Annotated in this window: 19 protein-coding genes; 11 read left to right on the top strand and 8 right to left on the bottom strand. The window is 65.1% G+C overall.

Features of this window, described 5'->3' with window-relative positions:
* Positions 1 to 130: 130 nt before the first annotated feature.
* On the bottom strand, positions 131 to 1,132 hold the full coding sequence (locus tag RT424_RS03475; RefSeq protein ID WP_313434572.1) for an NAD(P)H-quinone oxidoreductase: 1,002 nt from the start codon (positions 1,130 to 1,132) through the stop codon (positions 131 to 133).
* 89 nt (positions 1,133 to 1,221) lie between these two features.
* On the opposite strand from RT424_RS03475, the gene RT424_RS03470 reads away from it, so the two are divergent.
* From RT424_RS03470 to RT424_RS03450, 5 genes are all read left to right on the top strand, one after another.
* Complete coding sequence (locus RT424_RS03470; RefSeq protein ID WP_313434571.1) at positions 1,222 to 1,440, top strand: DUF1192 domain-containing protein; 219 nt, start codon at positions 1,222 to 1,224, stop codon at positions 1,438 to 1,440.
* 136 nt (positions 1,441 to 1,576) lie between these two features.
* Positions 1,577 to 3,943 carry an ATP-dependent Clp protease ATP-binding subunit ClpA gene (gene clpA, locus RT424_RS03465; protein ID WP_313434570.1) on the top strand — a complete coding sequence of 789 codons (2,367 nt, stop codon included), beginning with the start codon at positions 1,577 to 1,579 and terminating at the stop codon, positions 3,941 to 3,943.
* 109 nt (positions 3,944 to 4,052) lie between these two features.
* A complete protein-coding gene (locus RT424_RS03460; protein ID WP_313434569.1) occupies positions 4,053 to 5,057 on the top strand; it encodes a ligase-associated DNA damage response exonuclease in 1,005 nt (334 codons plus the stop codon).
* Between the two features lie 238 nt (positions 5,058 to 5,295).
* Positions 5,296 to 6,888, top strand: coding sequence for a cisplatin damage response ATP-dependent DNA ligase (locus tag RT424_RS03455; protein WP_313434568.1), 1,593 nt, complete (start codon positions 5,296 to 5,298; stop codon positions 6,886 to 6,888).
* Between the two features lie 68 nt (positions 6,889 to 6,956).
* On the top strand, positions 6,957 to 7,352 hold the full coding sequence (locus tag RT424_RS03450; RefSeq protein WP_313434567.1) for a group II truncated hemoglobin: 396 nt from the start codon (positions 6,957 to 6,959) through the stop codon (positions 7,350 to 7,352).
* A 16-nt stretch (positions 7,353 to 7,368) separates the two neighbouring features.
* Here RT424_RS03450 and RT424_RS03445 read toward each other — a convergent pair whose 3' ends face one another.
* The 5 genes from RT424_RS03445 to RT424_RS03425 all read right to left on the bottom strand — a co-directional run bounded on the left by RT424_RS03445 (position 7,369) and on the right by RT424_RS03425 (position 11,481).
* Positions 7,369 to 7,650, bottom strand: coding sequence for a DUF167 domain-containing protein (locus RT424_RS03445; protein WP_313434566.1), 282 nt, complete (start codon positions 7,648 to 7,650; stop codon positions 7,369 to 7,371).
* 6 nt (positions 7,651 to 7,656) lie between these two features.
* Positions 7,657 to 8,226, bottom strand: a complete 570-nt coding sequence (locus RT424_RS03440) for a gamma carbonic anhydrase family protein (protein ID WP_313434565.1) — start codon at positions 8,224 to 8,226, stop codon at positions 7,657 to 7,659.
* 20 nt (positions 8,227 to 8,246) lie between these two features.
* Positions 8,247 to 8,822 carry a GNAT family N-acetyltransferase gene (locus RT424_RS03435; RefSeq protein ID WP_313434564.1) on the bottom strand — a complete coding sequence of 192 codons (576 nt, stop codon included), beginning with the start codon at positions 8,820 to 8,822 and terminating at the stop codon, positions 8,247 to 8,249.
* Between the two features lie 4 nt (positions 8,823 to 8,826).
* Positions 8,827 to 9,822: a porphobilinogen synthase gene (gene hemB / locus RT424_RS03430; RefSeq protein WP_313434563.1), complete on the bottom strand. Its 996-nt coding sequence runs from the start codon at positions 9,820 to 9,822 to the stop codon at positions 8,827 to 8,829.
* Positions 9,823 to 9,885: 63 nt separating this feature from the next.
* Positions 9,886 to 11,481: a M23 family metallopeptidase gene (locus RT424_RS03425; RefSeq protein ID WP_313434562.1), complete on the bottom strand. Its 1,596-nt coding sequence runs from the start codon at positions 11,479 to 11,481 to the stop codon at positions 9,886 to 9,888.
* 192 nt (positions 11,482 to 11,673) lie between these two features.
* Here RT424_RS03425 and RT424_RS03420 point away from each other — a divergent pair, with 192 nt between their 5' ends.
* The 5 genes from RT424_RS03420 to RT424_RS03400 all read left to right on the top strand — a co-directional run bounded on the left by RT424_RS03420 (position 11,674) and on the right by RT424_RS03400 (position 16,273).
* Positions 11,674 to 14,259, top strand: a complete 2,586-nt coding sequence (locus RT424_RS03420; protein ID WP_313434561.1) for a helicase-related protein — start codon at positions 11,674 to 11,676, stop codon at positions 14,257 to 14,259.
* Between the two features lie 21 nt (positions 14,260 to 14,280).
* Positions 14,281 to 14,577, top strand: coding sequence for an RNA-binding S4 domain-containing protein (locus tag RT424_RS03415; RefSeq protein ID WP_313434560.1), 297 nt, complete (start codon positions 14,281 to 14,283; stop codon positions 14,575 to 14,577).
* Positions 14,578 to 14,592: 15 nt separating this feature from the next.
* Positions 14,593 to 14,931, top strand: a complete 339-nt coding sequence (gene fdxA, locus RT424_RS03410; RefSeq protein ID WP_086490912.1) for a ferredoxin FdxA — start codon at positions 14,593 to 14,595, stop codon at positions 14,929 to 14,931.
* A gap of 342 nt (positions 14,932 to 15,273) precedes the next feature.
* Entirely contained in the window at positions 15,274 to 15,807 is a 534-nt protein-coding gene (locus tag RT424_RS03405) for a CarD family transcriptional regulator (RefSeq protein WP_054442043.1), read from the top strand.
* 139 nt (positions 15,808 to 15,946) lie between these two features.
* Positions 15,947 to 16,273 (top strand): DUF6726 family protein, encoded by a 327-nt coding sequence (locus tag RT424_RS03400; protein WP_313434559.1) that lies wholly within the window; start codon positions 15,947 to 15,949, stop codon positions 16,271 to 16,273.
* A 170-nt stretch (positions 16,274 to 16,443) separates the two neighbouring features.
* Here RT424_RS03400 and RT424_RS03395 read toward each other — a convergent pair whose 3' ends face one another.
* Together RT424_RS03395 and RT424_RS03390 are read right to left on the bottom strand one after the other, a co-directional pair.
* Complete coding sequence (locus tag RT424_RS03395) at positions 16,444 to 17,391, bottom strand: L-threonylcarbamoyladenylate synthase (RefSeq protein ID WP_313434558.1); 948 nt, start codon at positions 17,389 to 17,391, stop codon at positions 16,444 to 16,446.
* Positions 17,361 to 17,675, bottom strand: a complete 315-nt coding sequence (locus RT424_RS03390) for a hypothetical protein (RefSeq protein ID WP_313434557.1) — start codon at positions 17,673 to 17,675, stop codon at positions 17,361 to 17,363. Before RT424_RS03390 ends, RT424_RS03395 begins: the two co-directional genes overlap by 31 nt.
* Here RT424_RS03390 and RT424_RS03385 point away from each other — a divergent pair.
* Positions 17,674 to 18,501 (top strand): DUF815 domain-containing protein, encoded by an 828-nt coding sequence (locus RT424_RS03385; protein WP_313434556.1) that lies wholly within the window; start codon positions 17,674 to 17,676, stop codon positions 18,499 to 18,501. The genes RT424_RS03390 and RT424_RS03385 overlap by 2 nt on opposite strands.
* The last annotated feature ends 37 nt before the right edge of the window (positions 18,502 to 18,538 follow it).

Here is an 18,538-nt window from a genome sequence, read left to right as displayed (position 1 = left end):
AAGGGCCGCCCCTTCGCGGAGCGGCCGTACAGAGCCGATTTAGGGAAACTTTGTCCATTCGGCAAGCGAAAGCCTTGCTTTCGGCAACTCTGTTCTACGCAGCGCCGCCACGATTCGACCTGAACGCGGTTCAGACTTCCAGAACGATCTTGCCGATATGGTCTCCCGCTTCCATGCGGGCATGGGCGGCAGCGGCTTCGCGCAAGGGGAAGCGCCTGTCCATGACGGGCCGCAGGATGCCTTCCTCGAACAGAGGCCAGGCGTTGGCACGGATCTCCTGCGCCAGCAGCGCCTTGAGGGAATCCGTGCGCGGCCGCAGGGTCGATCCGGTCAGCGTGTAGCGACGGCTCATGACGACAGCCATGTTGAGTTCTGCCTTCACGCCGCCCTGCACGGCGATGGTGACATGGCGGCCATCGGGCGCCAGGCACTTGAGATTGCGCGAAACGTAATCCCCCGCGATCATGTCGAGCACGAGATCGACGCCCCTGCCCTCGGTGATCCGCGCAACTTCCTCCACGAAATCGGCGGCTCGGTAATCGATTGCGTGATCGGCGCCGATCTCCAGCGCGCGGGCGCATTTGTCCGGCGAACCGCACGTCACGATCACGGTAAGGCCGAACTGGCGGCAGAGCATCGTCGCCATAGTGCCGATGCCGCTGGTGCCGCCGTGAATCAGAATCGTCTCCCCTTCTCGCGCCCAGCCTCGCTCGAAGACGTTGTGCCAGACGGTGAAGAGCGTTTCCGGCAGGGCCGCCGCCTCATCCATCGCCAGCGATTCGGGCACCGGCAGGCAGGCGCCCACTTTAGCGATGCAGTATTCCGCATAGCCGCCGCCCGCCACCAGCGCGCAGATTTTCTGCCCCGGCTCCAGTTCCGTCACCCCCTCGCCCAGGGCAACGACCCGCCCCGAAACCTCGAGCCCCGGAAGCGGCGAAGCCCCCGGCGGCGGCGGATACTTGCCCTGCCGCTGGACGACGTCCGGCCGGTTGACCCCGGCAAAAGCGACCTTGACCAGCACCTCGCCCGCGCCGGGCACCGGGACGGGCACGGTAACAGGCTGGAGAACCTCCGGGCCGCCAGGCGCTTCGAAGCCGATCGCCGACATCGAGTTAGGTATGTTAACTGACATGATCATCCTGTTGCCACAGTCCCACTTTGAAGTGGAACATATTTTCAGGCCATTGACAGGGCTAAAGCACAGTCCGATGTTGCGGTGCAATGGACGAGGACGATCGACCGCGGCGGCGGTCGCCCGAAGGAGACTTCGGAGCTGCCAGCCTTCTCGCCAGCGAAAGCCTGGATCGCTTTTCGCTGGACGAACTCGATGCACGCATCGCGCTCCTCGAATCGGAAATCGAACGGATCAGGGCCCATCGTGGGAAAGCCTCGGCGCATATGCTCGCCGCAGAAGCTCTATTCAGGTCGAAGAAAGCATGATCGGCGCCACTCTTAACCCGTCACCTCGCAACCACCCGGAGCGTCCCTATATTATGAAATGAACCCGGCCCTGCCAAAGCTCATCCGCCTCTGAACGGGGCAAGGAGAGTCCCCCTCCCAAATGAAAGTCTTTTAAATGCCTAGTTTCGCGCAAAGCCTGGAAAAGACACTGCACTCGGCCCTGTCGCACGCTTCCGAGCGCAGCCACGAGTATGCCACGCTGGAGCACCTGCTGCTCGCCCTGATCGACGATCCGGACGCGGCACAGGTCATGCAGGCATGCGGCGTGGAACTTGGCGACCTCGGCGACGTGGTCCGTCAGTATCTCGACCAGGAATACCAGTCGCTCAAGACCGAGGAAAAGGGTGATCCTGCCCCCACCGCCGGCTTCCAGCGCGTGATCCAGCGAGCGATCCTGCATGTCCAGTCGTCCGGCAAGGATACCGTTACCGGCGCGAACGTGCTGGTCGCGCTGTTTTCCGAGCGGGATTCCTACGCGGTCTACTTCCTGCAACAGCAGGACATGAGCCGTCTCGACGCCGTCAGCTACATCAGCCACGGCATCGGCAAGGGCGGCAAGCGCGTTGAGGAGCGCAATTCCAAGAGTTCCGAGGAGCACGCCCCCACGCCAGAGGAAAAGGCCGAGGCCAAGAACGCCAGCAAGAAGGATTCGGCGCTCGACCAGTTCACCGTCAACCTCAACGACAAGGCGCTGAACGGCAAGGTCGATCCCCTGATCGGTCGCGGTCCCGAAGTGGACCGCACGATCCAGATTCTCTGCCGCCGTTCGAAGAACAACCCGCTCTACGTGGGCGATCCCGGCGTCGGCAAGACCGCTATCGCCGAAGGCCTGGCGCGCAAGATCGTCGAGGGCGAAGTGCCCGAAGTGCTGGCAGAGGCAGTGATCTACTCGCTCGACATGGGCAGCCTGCTGGCCGGCACCCGCTATCGCGGCGACTTCGAGGAACGGTTGAAGCAGGTCGTCTCCGAACTGGAGAAGATGCCGCACGCGATCCTGTTCATCGACGAGATCCACACGGTGATCGGCGCCGGCGCCACCAGCGGCGGCGCCATGGATGCCTCGAACCTGCTCAAGCCCGCGCTGTCGGGCGGCACGATCCGCTGCATCGGCTCCACCACCTACAAGGAGTTCCGCAACCACTTCGAGAAGGACCGCGCCCTGCTGCGCCGGTTCCAGAAGATCGACGTGAACGAACCCACCGTGGAAGATACGATCAAGATCCTGCGCGGCCTGCGTTCCGCCTTCGAGGAACACCACAAGGTCAAGTACACGCCGGACGCGATCAAGACCGCCGTCGAGCTTTCGGCCCGCTACATCAACGACCGCAAGCTGCCCGACAAGGCGATCGACGTGATCGACGAAGTGGGCGCGATGCAGATGCTGGTGCCGCCCAGCCGCCGCAAGAAGACGATTACCGCCCGCGAGATCGAGCAGGTAATCGCGACGATGGCGCGCATCCCGCCCAAGTCCGTCAGTTCCGACGACAAGAAGGCGCTGGAAAATCTCGAACGCGATCTGAAGCGGGTGGTGTTCGGGCAGGACAAGGCGATCGGCGTCCTTTCCACTGCGATGAAGCTCAGCCGCGCGGGCCTGCGTGATCCGGACAAGCCGATCGGCTCGTTCCTGTTCTCCGGCCCCACCGGCGTCGGCAAGACCGAAGTCGCCCGCCAGCTCGCCTCGATCATGGGCATCGAGCTGAAGCGCTTCGACATGTCGGAATATATGGAGCGCCATTCGGTCAGCCGCCTGATCGGCGCGCCTCCGGGCTATGTCGGCTTCGACCAGGGCGGCTTGCTCACCGACGCGATCGACCAGAATCCGCACTGCGTGCTGCTGCTGGACGAAATCGAGAAGGCGCACCCGGACCTGTTCAACATCCTGCTCCAGGTGATGGATAACGGCCGTCTGACCGACCACCACGGCAAGACCGTGGACTTCCGCAACGTGGTCCTGATCATGACCACCAATGCGGGCGCTTCGGACATGGCCCGTCAGGGCATCGGTTTCGGCGACACGTCCAAGGCGGATGCCGGGGACGAGGCGGTGAAGCAGATGTTCACGCCGGAATTCCGCAACCGTCTCGATGCCATCGTGCCCTTCGCCTACCTCGCCAAGGACACGATCAGCCGGGTGGTGGACAAGTTCATCCTCCAGCTGGAACTCCAGCTGGCAGACCAGAACGTCCACATCCAGTTCGACTCCGACGCACGCACGTGGCTGGGCGATCGCGGCTACGACAAGCTCTACGGCGCGCGCCCGATGGGCCGCGTGATTCAGGAGAAGGTCAAGCAGCCGCTGGCCGAGGAACTCCTGTTCGGCAAGCTGAACCATGGCGGCGAAGTCCATGTTTCGGTGAAGGACGACGGGCTGAACTTCGAACTGACTCCGGCCGCTCCCAAGGTGGTCGGCAAGAAGAAGGCGCCCGCCAAGACCTCTTCCAAGAAGCCTCGCCCGCAGCCGGAAGCCAACGCGGACGACTGAGGCGGGCGACTGAGGCGGGCGACTGAGGCGGGCAACCGCTTCGGACATCCTTCGGGACAACGAAATGCAAGGGGCGGGAACCACGCGGTTCCCGCCCCATTTTTCATCCATGGCCCGCGATTTCTCCTGGATCAGACCCGAACCCTGGGGAATTCACGTCGTCCCCGCCGATTGCTGGATCGACCCTTCCCGCCCCGTCGATCGCGCGCTGGTGACGCATGGCCACTCCGACCACGCCCGCGGCGGCCATGGCGAAACCGTCGCCACGCCGGAAACGCTGGCGATCATGAAGCTGCGCTACGCCACCTCGGAAGGCGCTGTTCCCGTTGCCTATCACGAGACGCTCAGCCTCCGGGGCGGCGTTTCCGCCACCTACATTCCGGCGGGCCATGTGCTGGGCTCCGCGCAGATCCTGCTGGAGCACGCGGGAGAACGCATCATCGTCACCGGCGATTTCAAGCGCCGGGCCGATCCCACCTGCCCCCCCTTCGAAGTGACGCCTTGCGACGTCCTCATCACCGAGGCGACTTTCGGCCTCCCGGTATTTCGCCATCCCCCGGTTGAGCACGAGATCGCCAAGCTGCTTTCCGCCCTCGCCGCCAGCCCCGAACGCTGCGTGCTGGTGGGCGCCTATGCGCTTGGAAAGGCACAGCGTCTGATCGCAGAACTGCGCCGCGCCGGGCATCTGGAGCCGATCTACATGCATGGCGCGATGGAGCGCATGTGCCGGCTCTACGAGGAACTCGGGGTGGATCTCGGCGAACTGCGCCTGGTCGGCGACGTAGCGAAGGCGGAACTGGCCGGTCACATCGTGGTCGCTCCGCCTTCGGCTCTCAACGACCGCTGGAGCCGGCGCTTGCCCGACCCCATCACCGCCATGGCTTCGGGCTGGATGCGTGTCCGCCAGCGCGCGCGTCAGCGGATGGTCGAACTGCCGCTGGTGATCTCGGACCATGCGGACTGGGACGAACTGACTCAGACGGTGATCGACGTGAATCCGGCGGAAACCTGGATCACCCACGGACGCGAGGAAGCGATGCTGCGCTGGTGCCAACTCAACCAGCGCAAGGCGCGGGCGTTGGCTTTGGTGGGATACGAGGATGAAGATGATTAAAGGGGTTCGCGCGGAGGCGCGGAGACGCGGAGAAGAAAAGGGATCGCGCAATGGCGCGAAGGCGCAAAGACTCCGCTTTGCGCCGCAGGCTTTGTTTGCGATTTCGAATGCAGTGCAAGGCCATGGTTGGAAAGCTGCTTCGCCGCATGCACACCTCCTTCGCGCCTTCGCGCCTTTGCGCGACCCCCTTCCCTGCTTCTTTCCCTCCGCGTCTCCGCGCCTCCGCGTGCGCCCCTAAATGGAAACCTTCGCCGCCCTCCTCGACGCACTCGTCTACACCCGCAGCCGCAACGCCAAGCTCAAGCTGCTGGCCGATTACTTGCACGAGACTCCGGATCCCGACCGAGGATGGGCCTTGGCCGCGCTGACCGATGGCCTAGACTTTCCAGCCGTGAAGAGTTCGACGATCCGGAACCTGATGAGCGAGCGGATAGACCCTGTTCTCTGGACGTTGAGCCGCGATTACGTCGGCGATTCGGCGGAAACCGCCAGCCTGCTCTGGCCCGCACCGGCAGAGCCCCCCTCTCCGCCCACCGTATCGGAGGCGGTGGATGCTCTTACCCGCATGACGCGCGCCAACGTGATGACGGAGCTACCCCGCCTGCTGGACCGCCTCGACGCGGAAGGACGCTATGCCCTGCTCAAGCTGGCGACCGGCGCCATGCGGATCGGCATTTCCGCCCGCCTCGCCAAGACCGCCTTCGCGCAGGCCTTCGATGTTTCGGTAGAGGACGTGGAAGAGCACTGGCACGGCCAGCAGCCGCCCTACCTGGCGCTGTTCGATTGGGCCGCCCATGGCGCCGAGGCGCCCTCTTCCGAACACCTGCCGCTGTTCCGCCCGTTCATGCTCGCGCATCCGCTGGAAGGCGCGCAGCTTGACCTGTCGGAATACGCCGCCGAATGGAAGTGGGACGGCATCCGCGTGCAGGTGGTTCGCGTTGCCGGGAATACGCGGGTCTATTCCCGCTCGGGCGACGATATTTCCGGCACTTTCCCCGAGATCGCCGCCGCGCTTCACCTAGACGCGGTGCTCGATGGCGAGTTGCTGGTGCGGGGCATTCACCAAGGCGGCGTGGAAGGCGGCGCGGCCAGCTTCAATGCGCTTCAGCAAAGGCTCGGCCGCAAGCTGGTGTCCAAAAAGATGCTGGCGGAATACCCTGCTTTCGTCCGCCTCTACGACGCGCTGATCATCGAAGGCGAAGACTTGCGCGCCCTTCCCTGGCACCAGCGCCGCACAAGGCTGGAGGCCTTCGCCGCCCGCCTCGATCCCGGACATTTCGACCTGAGCGCGGTGATCCCGGCGGCGGACTTTGCGGAACTTGCCGCAATCCGGGAACGGGCGAGAGACGATGCCATCGAGGGCGTCATGTTCAAGCGCCGCGATAGTCCCTATGTGGCCGGGCGCAGGACCGGGCTCTGGTACAAGTGGAAGCGGGATCCCCTGCTGATCGATTGCGTCCTGATGTACGCCCAGCGCGGCAGCGGCAAGCGATCCTCGTTCTATTCCGACTACACGTTCGGCTGCTGGGATGGCGATCCCGATGCCGGAGCCGAACTGCTCCCGGTGGGCAAGGCCTACTTCGGGTTCACCGACGAGGAGTTGAAGTGGCTCGATCGGTATGTCCGCAATCACACGGTCAATCGATTCGGTCCGGTGCGCGAGACCGACAAGTCGCTGGTGCTGGAAGTGGCTTTCGATTCCGTCCACCTGAGCAAGCGACACAAGTCCGGCCTGGCCATGCGCTTTCCCCGCATCCATCGCATTCGCATGGACAAGCCCGCGCATGAGGCGGACCGGATCGAGAGTCTCAAGGCACTCGTTCGGGATTGACGGCGATCAAGTTCCACGTGGAACAGGTGGGCTATGAAAGGCGCTCCTGCCTTTGAGAGATTCCGACCGTGGCCAGTCCAAACGAAAATGCCGCTACTCCGCACGACCTGCTCGGCGGCGCTCCCGTGTTCGAGGCCATCGCCCAGCGCTTCTATGACCTGATGGAACAGGATCCGGCCTATGCCGAATTGCGCGCCATGCACGCGCAAAATCTCGACCCCATGCGCCGCTCCCTGCCCCGTTTTCTCGCCGGTTGGGCGGGAGGGCCGCGGGACTGGTTCGAGGCCAATCCCGGCAAATGCATGATGAGCCTCCACCGGCACTTTCCGATCGACGAAGTCACGGCCGCGCAGTGGGCCGAGGCAATGACGCGCGCCATCGCGGATGTCGCGCCGGAACCGCCGCATGTCGCTCAGGCCATGACGGACGTGTTGTCGCGCATGGCACGCAGCATGGCGCGCTGATCACCCCAACCGAAGGTCAAAGTTCCACGTGGAACTGCTTCTCGCGGGACGTTGCGCCCCGCAACAGGGAAATGCGGGATACCGCCACATCGAGCGCGACCGACAGCAAAGCGCGCACGGCCTCGTTCGCCTTGCCGTCCTCCGGCTTGGCCCGCACCTTCACGAGAACGCGCGCATCGACGATTTCCAGCGCTTCCACCTTCACGCCCGGCGTGACGCGAACCGACAGGCGCCCTTCCCCGTCGATCAATGCCCGCAAGGCATCGGACGGCGGCAGCATGACTTTCGGCTTCGCCATCCGTCCTCAGGCGCCGTAGTTCAAGCCGAGCGCCTGCGCGTGATGTCGGCCATTCTGGACATAGCCCCTCACCCCCGCCTGGTTCGCCGCGATCGCCGCATCGTCGAGATCCCGCAGATATTTCGCGGGACGTCCGATCCAGAGTTGTCGGGCGGGAATACGCTTGCCGGTCAGCTGCGCTCCGGCTGCCAGCATGGCGTCGGATTCGATATGGCTGCCGTCCATGACGATCGCGCCGAGGCCGACAAAAGCGCGGTCCTCCAGCACGCAGCCATGCACCATCGCCATGTGCCCGATCAGCACATCCTCGCCGATCAACGTCGCATAGCCCTCAGGCCGCGAGCGCTTCGGGCTGTCGCAGTGAATCACCGAGCCATCCTGGACGTTGGTTCGCGCGCCGATGACGATGCGATTGACGTCGGCCCGGATCACGCAATTATACCAGATGCTGACGTCCGGCCCGATCTCGACATCGCCGATGATGCGGCAGCCCGAAGCGATGAAGGCGCTGGGGTGGATTCGCGGCGCATTGCCATGGATCGCAGCTACGGTGATGTCGGTTCGGTCCTGAATCATTCTCGCCTCCCTCGTGGCGATCAGCGCGCCTGCCCTGCCCAATTCTCGCGCGCGATCGAGTGCACGATCGTGTGGCGCAGGGGCGGCTCGAAGCGCAAGTCGTCGAAGTCCAGATCCTGACGGCGCCGCATACCCAACCGGAGCATCAGTCCCCAGCTCGGCGCGTTTTCGATCACCGTCAGGGCGAAGATCTCGTCTGCGCCGAATGTGCCGAAACCGGCATCCAGAGATGCCGTGGCCGCCTCCCGCGCATAGCCCTTGCCGTGGGAATCGCTGCGCAAGCGCCAGCCGATCTCGAAGGCGCCGGCGAACGAGGCCCCCGGTGCGTCGATCTTTTTCAGCCCGCAGAAACCCAGCAGCTCGCCGGAGAGATCGCCGCCATCGGCCTTGCGCTCGACGATCCAGAAGGTGTGCCCATGGCTTTCATGAAGGCCCAGCATGCGGCCTTCCGAAGCCGCAAGGCGCTCCGCGTCCATCACTCCGCCCAGCCATTGCATGACCTCCGGCGTATTGGTCACTTCCGCAAAACGTGCCATGTCCCCGCGCCGCCAGTTGCGCAGAACCAGCCGGTCCGTTTCCAGCCTGAAGTCGGTCATGGCGTCACGTCCGAAGCAGGCGCGCGGCGTGGACGGCGTGGTACGTCAGCACGCCCGAGCATCCCGCGCGTTTGAAGGCCAGCAAGGTTTCCAGCACCATCGCATCGCGATCTGCGGTGCCTGCCGCCACCGCCGCCTCGATCATCGCGTATTCTCCGGACACCTGATAGGCGAAGACGGGAACCTCGAACGTCTCCTTCACCCGGCGAACGATATCGAGGTAAGGCAGGCCGGGCTTTACCATGACGCTGTCCGCGCCTTCCTCCAGATCCATCTCGACTTCGCGCAGCGCTTCCTCGCTGTTCGCGGGATCCATCTGGTAGGTCTTCTTGTCCCCCTTCAGCAGGCCGCGAGTGTTCACCGCATCGCGAAACGGGCCGTAGAAGGCGGAGGCATACTTGGCGGCATAGCTCATGATCTGGACGTTGACGAAGCCTTCGTCCTCCAGCGCATCGCGGATGGCGCCGATGCGGCCGTCCATCATGTCCGACGGAGCGATGATGTCGGCCCCGGCCCGCGCCTGGTTCAGCGACTGGCCGACCAGAACCTCGATCGTTTCGTCATTGAGGACATAGCCGTCCTCTCCCAGCAGGCCGTCCTGGCCGTGATTGGTATAAGGATCGAGCGCCACGTCCGTCAGCAGGCCGATCCGGTCGCCCAGTTCCGCACGGATGGCTCGCAAGGCGCGGCACATCAGGTTGTCGGGATTCAACGCTTCCGCACCATCGTCGCTACGGCGCTCGGGCTGGGTATCCGGGAACAGCGCCAGGCAGGGAATGCCGAGGTCCGCCGCTTCCTTCGCACGCTCCACCAGCAGATCCACCGACCATCGCGAAACGCCGGGCAGCGAGGCGATCGGCTGCTCGACGCCCTCGCCCTCGGTCACGAAGACCGGCCAGATGAGATCGGCAGGCGTCAGCACCGTTTCGCGGTGCATGGCGCGGCTCCAGGCCGTGGCGCGCGCGCGGCGCGGGCGGGTATGGGGATATGCTCCGGTCATGGCGACGTGATTGCCGGAAAAACCGCAAGGGTTCAATGTGACGGACTGTCCTAGTGTCAGGGCCTACTCGCCAGCCGCCGGTGCCAGCCGGTCGATCTCGCGCATCGCATCCGCCTGCGCCGCTACAGGCGCGTCGATCGGGGAAAGCGCCTCGCCGGGCTGCACCTCCAGCATCGCGTTCAGCCGGGCGCGGAAGGCGTCCTTCTCCTTGCCGTCAATCCGGGGACGCGAGACGAAGCGCAAGCCCGATGGGTCGATCGTCCGTCCACCGCGATAGGCCTCGAAATGCAGATGCGGTCCGGTGGACAGTCCGGTCGATCCCACGTAGCCGATCACTTGCCCGGCCTTCACCCGTGTTCCACGTGAAACGGCAATGCGGCTCATGTGGCCGTAGCCGGTATCCAGCCCGCCGCCGTGACCCAGCCGCACATAATTGCCATGGCCGCCGTGACGACCGGCGAAGTTCACCACTCCGTCCGCCACCGCATAGATGGGCGAACCATAGCGCGCGCCATAGTCGATACCGGCATGCATGCGCACGAAACCGAGAATGGGATGACGACGCTTGCCGTAGGATGACGTCACGCGCCCCGCAACGGGCGCTCCGCCCGGCGCGCCGCGGGCCTGTGTGAGCGCGGAAGACGCGATCATCTCTCCGCTCTTGCCCCAGCGCAGGAGTTGCAGCTTCGGCTTTCCGCCATGTTCGAGGCCCGCGTAAAGCAATTCGCCCACCTCGCGCTCGCCCTTGGCTGAGCGCTTGTAAGCGACCACCAGGTCGAACTGGTCCTGCGAAGCGATGTCGCCTTCCAGACTCAGGTACTTGTCGATGGCGCGCAGATAGTCCTGGATCGCGCCGACAGGCGCCCCGGCGTTCCGGGCCGAGCGGTAGAGGCTGGACCCCACGGAGCCGCGAATGCGCAGCGGCGTCTGGTCGACATGGATGGGATGGCGCACCAACGCCAATCCGCCGGGCCCCCGCTCGACCGAAAGATCGAGATCGAAACGAGCCCGGAAATCCATCGAAGCGAGCGCGCGCGGCGCGCCCGGTGCTGGACGCTGCCCCATGGTGATATCGAAGCGCGTACCGGAAGCGAGATCGTCCACCGGCACCGCCGCGCTGACCAGGCGAGTGATCTGCTCAAGATCCGCCCCACCCACGCCGACGCGTTCCAGCATACGGCCGAAACCGTCGCCTTGGCCCAGGGTCGATACGAGCTGGATCGACGGGCGTTCGGGCACTTTTGCCAAGGGGCGCACCAAGGGGCTTGCGCCCATGTGGCGACCGCTGTCCGCGCCCAGCGCCAGCGGGGAAATGGTCTGGCTGCGATATTCGTCGCGGCTGCGATCGACCAGCGGCGTCGCGGCCTCCACCGCCGAAAAATCCGGTACCATCGCGAAAGCCACCGTGCCCAAGGCCAGCATCGTGGCCAAGCCCCGGAACCAGCGACGGCTGCCGATGTCGCAGGCAAGGTCGGGCGCGATCTCCACGTCGTGGCACCATCGCTCTAAGCCGTGCTTCCAGCGCGCCAATGCACCGGGCTTCCCCGTCTTCCCGCCATCGGCGGCAGGAGCGATGGCAGAATCGCGCAGCATCTGGTCGTGCGAAAGCGCCGCGACGCGCGCGGTGGCTTCCCCGCCCTGATCCAGCGCCTTGAACACGTACCCCTACCCACCTTTTTCGGGAGTGCTGAAAATGGCATCGGGCGGATTCGATCCCGCGAAAAGCCCGATGTCGCGCCGCTGCTTCTGCGCCTTTAAGGTTAACCTCCCGCTAATTCCGTGGATTTTCACGCGTCTTTCGACGAGCCGAGACTTGCGGGGGGCTGAAGGCGGTGCCACATTCGCCTCATAATGGTTCACGGCCGGCATGCCTCGTCGCGAAAGGACGCCCCCAGCGGGGTGAAGGCGGTGCTCGGTCCCACGAATACCGGCAAGACTCACCTCGCCATAGAGCGTCTCTGCGCCCATTCCAGCGGAGCAATAGGCTTTCCGCTCCGCCTGCTCGCGCGTGAGGTCTACGATCGTGTGTGCAAGATCAAGGGCGAGAAGAACGTCGCCCTGATCACCGGCGAGGAGCGCATCGAACCCAAGGACGCGCGCTACCTGCTCTGCACCGTGGAGGCCATGCCGGTAACGGAACGCAGCCTGGCCTTCGTCGCCATCGACGAAGCCCAGCTCGGCGCCGACCGCGAGCGCGGCCATGTCTTCACCGATCGTCTGCTTCATGCACGCGGACGGGAAGAGACGATGATTCTCGGATCCTCCACCCTGGAGCCGATGGTGAAGGCCCTCGTCCCGGACGTGGAAGTGGTGACCCGTCCCCGCTTTTCCACTCTCTCCCATGCCGGCGCCAGGAAGCTTTCGCGCATTCCCCCGCGCAGCGCGATCGTCGCCTTCTCGGCCGAGCAGGTCTACGCCATCGCCGAAATGCTGCGCCGATTCCGGGGCGGCGCCGCCGTGGTCATGGGCGCGCTCAGCCCGCAGACCCGCAATGCCCAGGTGGCGCTCTACCAGTCGGGAGAGGTCGATTACCTCGTGGCCACCGACGCCATCGGCATGGGCCTTAATCTCGACGTAGAGCACGTTGCCTTCGCCGGGCTCTCCAAGTTCGACGGCCAGCGCCACCGCCGCCTCGCCACTTCGGAAATGGCCCAGATCGCGGGCCGTGCCGGTCGCCATCAGAAGGACGGCACGTTCGGCACGCTCACCGGCTCGGGCGGGCACGATTCCGAATTCGAGCCGGACGAAGTCTACGCGATCGAGGAACACCGATTCCCGCCCCTGACCAGGCTGTTCTGGCGCGATCCGGAACCCCGCTTCGACAGCGTGGCCACGCTGATCTCGGATCTGGAAACGCCGCCCGACAGCGACGGACTCGTCCTCGCCCCCGAAGCGATCGACCTTGCGGTGCTGAAGCGGCTTTCGGAAGACGGCACCGTGATGGACAGCCTGCGCGGCCACGCCATGGTCCGCCGCTTCTGGGAAGCCTGCCGCCTGCCTGACTTCCGCCAGCAGGGCGTGGAGACTCATTCCCGATTCGTGGCGCGACTCTGGCAGGATCTCCGCGATGGCGAACTCGGCGCCGATTACATGGCGCAGCAGATCGCCCGGCTCGATCTGACCGGCGGCGACATCGATACCCTTCAGGGCCGGATCGCTGCGATCCGCTCCTGGGCCTATATCGCCCAGCGCCCCGACTGGGTGCTGGCGCGCGAGGAAATGGCCGCCCGCGCCCGTGCCGTGGAGGCTCGCCTTTCCGATGCCCTCCATGGCAAACTCACCGAACGATTCATCAACCGCAGGACTGCCGTGCTCATGAAAAAACTCGGTCCCGACGCCGGACTGCTATCGGTCCGCCTCGAAGACGAGGAAGTGCTGGTGGAAGGCGAGCATATCGGATCGCTGCGGGGTTTCGCCTTCCAGGTCGATCCCGCCGCCCGGCTCTCGGACCGCAAGCTGCTGCTGGCCGCTGCGGAACGCCACTTGCCCGGACTGCTCCAGTCGCGCGCCGAAGCTCTGACGGCAGCCGTCCATGAAGGCGCGGCCGCTCTGGTCCTTGAAAACGGCAGGCTCGATTGGGAAGGCGAGAAGATCGCCACGCTTTCTGCCGGGCGCTCGTTGCTTGCCCCGGTGCTGGTGCCGGATCGTATGCTCGACGCGATTCCCGCCCCGGCCCGCAAGGCGCTGGTCGCGGCGCTGGAGGCCTGGCTGCAGACCGCGCTGGAACCGCTCGCCCCGCTGGCAAAACTGGACGAGGCCAGCCGCGCCGAAGACGCCGGGCCGGACCTGCGCGCTCTGCTCATCACTCTGGTCCTGTCCGGCGGCATGATCGCCCGCGACGGTTCCGGCGTCGACCGGCTCGACAAGGCGCGCCGTACGATGCTGGCGAAGCTGGGCGTGCGCGTGGGCGCTCTCGACCTGTTCCTCCCCGCAATGCTGCGCCCCGGCCCGATCGCGCTGTGGCGTCAGCTCGCCAAGATCGCGGACAAGGACACGTTCAGGGGCGGCGGCGAACCCGATGCCGCGATGCCCCCGACCATGGACGCCACCAAGCGCCACAAGGCGCCGGGCTATCGCAACCTCGGTAAGCAGCTGCTGCGCATCGACATGGCCGAGAAGCTGCTGCGCGAGGCGCATGAGGCGCGGTCCGCCGCCAGCGGTCATCGCGGCCCCTCCCGCTCGTTCTCGCTGGACCCGGCCCGGGCGGTGTCGATGGGCCTGACGACTGCCAGCTATGCCCGCCTTCTGCGCTTCGGTGGCTTCCAGGCGCTCATGCCCCGGCCGCTGGCGGAAGGCGCACATGGCGCACCGGCCCCGGTTCGCTGGCGCTGGCGGCCGCCGCAGCGCGAACGGGAGGCGCAGGCTACGCCCCCCGCCCCGGCCCGCGGCGAAAATGCCGGCGCTTTCGCGGCGCTGGGCGAATTGCTGGGCAGGTAGCGCGGGAGGAGCAAGCCAGGCATGAGGATCGACAAGCTTCTCTGGTTCCTGCGCCTGGTCAAGACGCGACCGCTTGCCCACACCCTGGCGGAAGAAGGCCATATGCGCCTCAACGGACGGCGGGTGGAACGGGCGCACCAGAAGGTCGGTCCAGGCGATGTTTTGACCGTTCCCACAGCTGGAGGCGTGCGGGTGATAGAAATCCTATCCCTCCCGACCCGTCGTGGACCCGCACCGGAAGCCCAATCCTGCTACAGAGTGCTTGACGCGGGGGCAGATGTTCCCATAGCAGCGGCCAACCGAAACCAGGCCTTCTAAGAGGAATACGCAGCCATGACCTATGTCGTCACCGACAATTGCATCCGGTGCAAGTACATGGATTGCGTCGAAGTCTGTCCGGTGGACTGCTTCTACGAAGGCGAGAACATGCTGGTGATCAACCCCAGCGAGTGCATCGATTGCGGCGTCTGCGAACCGGAGTGCCCGGCCGAAGCGATCCTGCCCGATACCGAGAGCGGCCTTGAGCAGTGGCTTGAGCTGAACGCCAAGTATTCCGCGGAATGGCCCAACCTCACCACCAAGAAGGACGCGCCGGACGACGCGGACGCCATGCGCGGCGAGGAAAACAAGCTCGAAAAATATTTCTCGCCCGAACCCGGCGAAGGCGACTGATCCTTCGCACTTGCACACTCGGTCGGCGGTCCGGTTTCTCCGCCGAAAGAGGGACTTGGCGCGGGTAGAGATACCTTTTCAACGCGCTTCGAGGCGAGCGACGGTTAACCGTCAGCTCGCCTCTGGTAATTTTGTCACATCGATGCTATATAATCCAGCAACTGCCCGGGCGCTCTGCCCGTCTGGCAGGCATTTGCATTGCGAGGCAGGGTTCGAAAGCAAACGGCTGGGAGAGTAATCTGACCGGGCGGCGAAGACGTTCTTGCGTTTTCATGTCGCATCCACCCGGGTTTCTCTCACCGTAGGTATGGCAGCGAACCACTGCAGGTGAAAGGACGATACATGGCAACCAGGGCCGATGCCTTCGATGTTGGAGATTACGTCGTTTACCCTAAGCACGGCGTGGGCCGTGTCATCGAGCTCCAGAAGCAGGAAATTGCCGGGATGCAGCTCGATCTCTATGTTCTGCGCTTCGAGAAAGAGCGCATGACTCTTCGGGTTCCCGTCAACAAGGTCGAATCGATCGGCATGCGCAAGCTGTCGTCCGACAAGACCCTGCGCGAAGCACTCGATACGCTGAAGGGCAAGCCGAAGGTAAAGCGCACCATGTGGTCGCGCCGCGCCCAGGAATACGAAGCGAAGATCAATTCGGGCGACCTCGTGTCGATCGCCGAAGTGACTCGCGACCTGTTCCGCGCCGACGATCAGCCGGAGCAGAGCTATTCCGAGCGCCAGATCTTCGAAGCCGCTTCCTCGCGTCTGGCCCGCGAACTCGCGGCCATGGAAAAGACCGACGAGCCGGCCGCTCTGAAGAAGATCCTCGCGATCCTCAACGAGTATGCGCCGAAGTACTACGAGAGCGCCGAAGCAGTCTGATCAGACGCAGCGTTATCTCGCACGCAAGGGGGCCGCTTCCACACCGGACGCGGCCCCTTTCCTTTTGTGAGCCCCGCCCATAGACGTTCCCCCGAACGTTCATTCTCCGGAAAGTCGCTTCGTGACAGCTTTCACCATCATGATTCAGCGCGCCCTTCCCCTTTTCGTCCCTGCCGCTGCCTTGCTGCTTTCGGGCTGCATCAGCACCGCTGGCAAGATCATCACCGCCCCGGTGCGCATCGCCGGATCGGCCGTGGATGCCGTCACCACCAGCCAGTCCGAAGCGGACGAGAAACGCGGCCGCCAGATGCGCGAGCAGGAAGAGAAACTCGGCAAGATGCAGCGCCAGTACGAGAAGCACCTTCGCCAATGCGATCGTGGCGACCGGCAGGCCTGCAACAAGGCGCGCGACGACTACGCGGACATGCAGTACCTGATGCCCGGAGCCGCACCCCAGCGACGCTGAGCAAGCGGAATCCAAGCGGAATCGTCGTCCCGGACTTGATCCGGGACCGCTGGCAGTGCCCAGCCCATCTCACAGTAAAGCGCCCTGCCGAAAGTTGGCGCCTAAAGACGGACAGCGGTCCCGGATCAAGTCCGGGACGACGGCCATCTGAATGTTCCCCTATTTCCGCCTCAGGCCGCCGCTCGCTTCAATCTGTCGTTGATCGCCGCGCCCACCCCCTCACCGGGAATCGGCGCAACCGCGATCTTCGGCTGACTCGCCGCCGCGCCCTCATGCAACAGCGCATAGAGCCGCGACGCCGCCTCGACGAGATCGCCGGAAGCCGAAAGATTCATGTCTCCGGCAACCTCCCCGAACCCGATATGGAATTCGTCTGCCTCCGCCGCAGCGGCATTCAGGCGCACCGGCTTGCCCGGCGCATAGTGACTGGCAAGCTGCCCCGGCGCTTCGATCGCCAACGAGGTCACACCATCGCTGTCGGTGCCGAGAACGGCGCGAATCGCATCCTGCGGTATCGGACCGGGTCGCAGGATCTGCCAGCGGCCATCATCGCGAAGGGCGACGATCGTCGATTCCAGTCCAGCCTCGCAAGGACCGCCATCGATCACCGCGTCGACATTGCCCCCCAGTGACGCCACGACATGCTCCGCGCGCGTCGGGCTCACGCCGCCGCTGCGATTGGCGGAAGGCCCGGCGAGGGCCAGGCCGGAAGCGGCGATCACTGCCCGCATCAGCGGATGGGCGGGGCATCGCAGCGCCACCGTGGGCAGTCCGGCCGTAACGGCCGGAGCCACCGCCGCGCCTTCGCGCAACGGCAGCACCAGCGTCAGTGCGCCGGGCCAGAATGCCTCGGCCAAAGCCAGCGCCCGCTCATCCAGCACCGCCAGCGCCTGCGCGGCGGCGAGATCGGCTACATGGACGATCAGAGGATTGAAGCTGGGGCGCCCCTTGGCGCGATAGATGGACGCAACCGATTCATCGCGGTCGGCGCGGGCCATGAGGCCATAGACCGTCTCGGTTGGCACCGCGACCAGCCTGCCCTCCTCCAGCAGCGCCGCAGCACGGGATACGCCGGTCTGGTCCGGGCTCAGCAATTCGGGTCCAATGTTGCGCTCCATGCTTCGCCGCTATAGCCGGCAAGATCGAAAGCCAAGAAAAACCGCGCAGAGGATGCTTCAGCAGATGTGGTGCCCGTCACCACCGACGGAATCCCGCAGCCGGTGTCATCTTCCTGCTCCCGAAGTTCCACGTGAAACACGACGACCCGTTCGGGAAGCGGAAAAAGGTGGCCGCTCGCCAGTTTATCGAGCATCTGGTGCCCGAAGCCATGGGCTACCTCGCCCAGGCGCAGGAGGGTGTGCCAGCCTTCTCTACCAACTGACGAGCGAAGAATTGACAGCATGACCGACCAGATCGAAGTCCTGAGCCGCATTGCCGAAGCCCTCGAACGCCTGGCCCCCCCGCCGGCGCATCCGGTCGATTGGCTCGCCCATCCTGCCTACGTCTGGGCTGGCAACGAAGCGCGCGGCGTGCGGGAACTCCTCGCCCCGCCGCTCGACCTGCTGCGCGGGATCGACTCGCAGAAGGAGCGCGTGGTCGGCAACGTCGAGCGCCTCGCAGCGGGCTATGCGGCGCACGACATGCTGCTCTGGGGCTCTCGCGGCATGGGCAAGTCGGCCGTGATGCGTGCCTCCATCCGCGCCGCGCAGACGGCGCATCCCGGCCGCATCGCGCTCGTTCAGGTGGCGCAGGAAGCGCTCCATGGCGTTGCCGCCCTCTTCGCCCTGCTCGGCAAGGTCGATCGGCAGTTCCTGGTCTTCATCGACGATCTCGGTTTCGAGGAGCACGACGGCGCCGGTCCGCGCCTGCTGCGCTCCTGGCTGGAAGGCGGCGTGGAGGCACGCCCCAACAACGTGCGCCTTGCCGTTACCGCCAACCGCCGCGCGATCGTCTCACGTTCGATGTCCGAGCAGGACGATCCCATCAATACGCGCGACGTGGTGGACGATCGCTTGGCTCTGGCGGATCGCTTCGGCCTTTCGATCGGCTTTCATAACTGCGATCAGCCTTCCTACCTGGCGATCATCGAGGGCTACACCCAACAGTTCGGCCTGGAGTTCGACGAGCACGACGCGCTCGAATGGTCGCGCCGTCGCGGGGCGCGGTCGGGCCGCGTGGCCTGGCAATATGTCACCGAAGTGGCCGGCCGCGCGGGGAAAGTCATCTGATACAAGAATCAGCAGTTACGGCCGCTGAGTATCTGCC

It is taken from the genome of Novosphingobium sp., assembly GCF_032093395.1.
Lineage (GTDB): Bacteria > Pseudomonadota > Alphaproteobacteria > Sphingomonadales > Sphingomonadaceae > Novosphingobium.
The sequence above is the reverse complement of the archived record's forward strand: the minus strand, read 5'-3'. Positions and strand labels throughout refer to the sequence as shown.